This is a genomic window from Burkholderia guangdongensis (genome assembly GCF_013403875.1).
Taxonomy (GTDB): Bacteria; Pseudomonadota; Gammaproteobacteria; order Burkholderiales; family Burkholderiaceae; genus Burkholderia; species Burkholderia guangdongensis.
In genome coordinates this window covers 1-1,189 of record NZ_JACBNX010000052.1, presented here as the reverse complement: position 1 = coordinate 1,189, position 1,189 = coordinate 1, and the positions used below count along the sequence as shown (strand labels likewise).

At 58.4% G+C, this 1,189-nt stretch carries 1 protein-coding gene, 3 tRNA genes and 1 rRNA gene; all 5 read right to left on the bottom strand.

Annotated features, from left to right (window positions below; genetic code table 11):
- Positions 1 to 188: GTP-binding protein (locus HZI36_RS26615; RefSeq protein ID WP_246327244.1), on the bottom strand; the 188-nt coding region annotated here is incomplete at its 3' end.
- 61 nt (positions 189 to 249) lie between these two features.
- Positions 250 to 324 (bottom strand) — tRNA-Thr (locus tag HZI36_RS26610).
- Positions 325 to 350: 26 nt separating this feature from the next.
- A tRNA-Gly gene (locus HZI36_RS26605) sits at positions 351 to 424 on the bottom strand.
- A gap of 43 nt (positions 425 to 467) precedes the next feature.
- Positions 468 to 553: transfer RNA gene (locus tag HZI36_RS26600), tRNA-Tyr, on the bottom strand.
- 547 nt (positions 554 to 1,100) lie between these two features.
- Positions 1,101 to 1,189: ribosomal RNA gene (gene rrf / locus HZI36_RS27585) — 5S ribosomal RNA — on the bottom strand; the annotation flags it as partial.

Here is a 1,189-nt window from a genome sequence, read left to right as displayed (position 1 = left end):
ATCGTGATGCCGCGCGCCTTTTCTTCCGGTGCCGCGTCGATCTGGTCGTACGCCTTCGCTTCGCCGCCGAACTTCTTCGTCAGCACGGTCGTGATCGCTGCCGTCAGCGTCGTCTTGCCGTGGTCGACGTGACCAATCGTACCTACGTTCACGTGCGGCTTGGTCCGCTCGAATTTACCTTTGGCCATTTTCGACTCCCGAAAGGAATTTCACATGTTGCGCCGCGCGCAAACAGACACTGACAACTTTTGGTGCCCATGGGCAGGATCGAACTGCCGACCTCTCCCTTACCAAGGGAGTGCTCTACCACTGAGCCACATGGGCGCTTCTACGCTTCAAACTTCACGAACTGGAGCGGGTGAAGGGGATCGAACCCTCGTCGTAAGCTTGGAAGGCTTCTGCTCTACCATTGAGCTACACCCGCACGGGCCACTAACGATTCCCTACCGCTCGCTGCGTTTATGTCTTGGTGGAGGAGGTTGGATTCGAACCAACGTAGGCGTAAGCCAACAGATTTACAGTCTGCCCCCTTTAGCCACTCGGGCACCCCTCCGTAGAGAACTGACGATTATGGATGCACATCTTGCCTGTGTCAAGCACATCGAGAGATTATTTTCATTCTCTTGATGCTCACATCCTCGTCAGATTCCGCGTCCGGCGCGATGCACTGCGTGCGCCGGAAATCAGAAGACCGCCATCATACGGCGTTCCGGCCGCGGAGCCAAGGGGGCAAGACGAAAATTCCGGCAAATTTCATGCCGAGTGACCGTATACCGCGGTTTTTGCTTGCCCGGGACAGCTTTTGCTGCCGTGGGCAGGGAGATATGGCGGGGAGTTGCCCTGGATCACAGAGGCGCGTTACGGGCCCGCTGGCGGGCCCAGCGGCGCTTCGGAATGCTTCGGGCCTGGACTTGCTCATCCGGCCCCAAGAATCCCGTCATACGCGTCTCCACCGCGGTAGATCGATGATCCTCGACACCCGGCCTTGCAGGCTTTCGGAGGCCTGCAGCTGCAGTGGCTGAAATGAAGCGAGGTGGCTTGTTCCGCGCCCCAAAGCAAAAAACCCCCGCCGGTTGGGCGGGGGTTTTTCAGTAAGGGGAGCCTGACGATTACCTACTTTCACACGGGCAATCCGCACTATCATCGGCGTAGAGTCGTTTCACGGTCCTGTTCGGGATGGGAAGGGGTG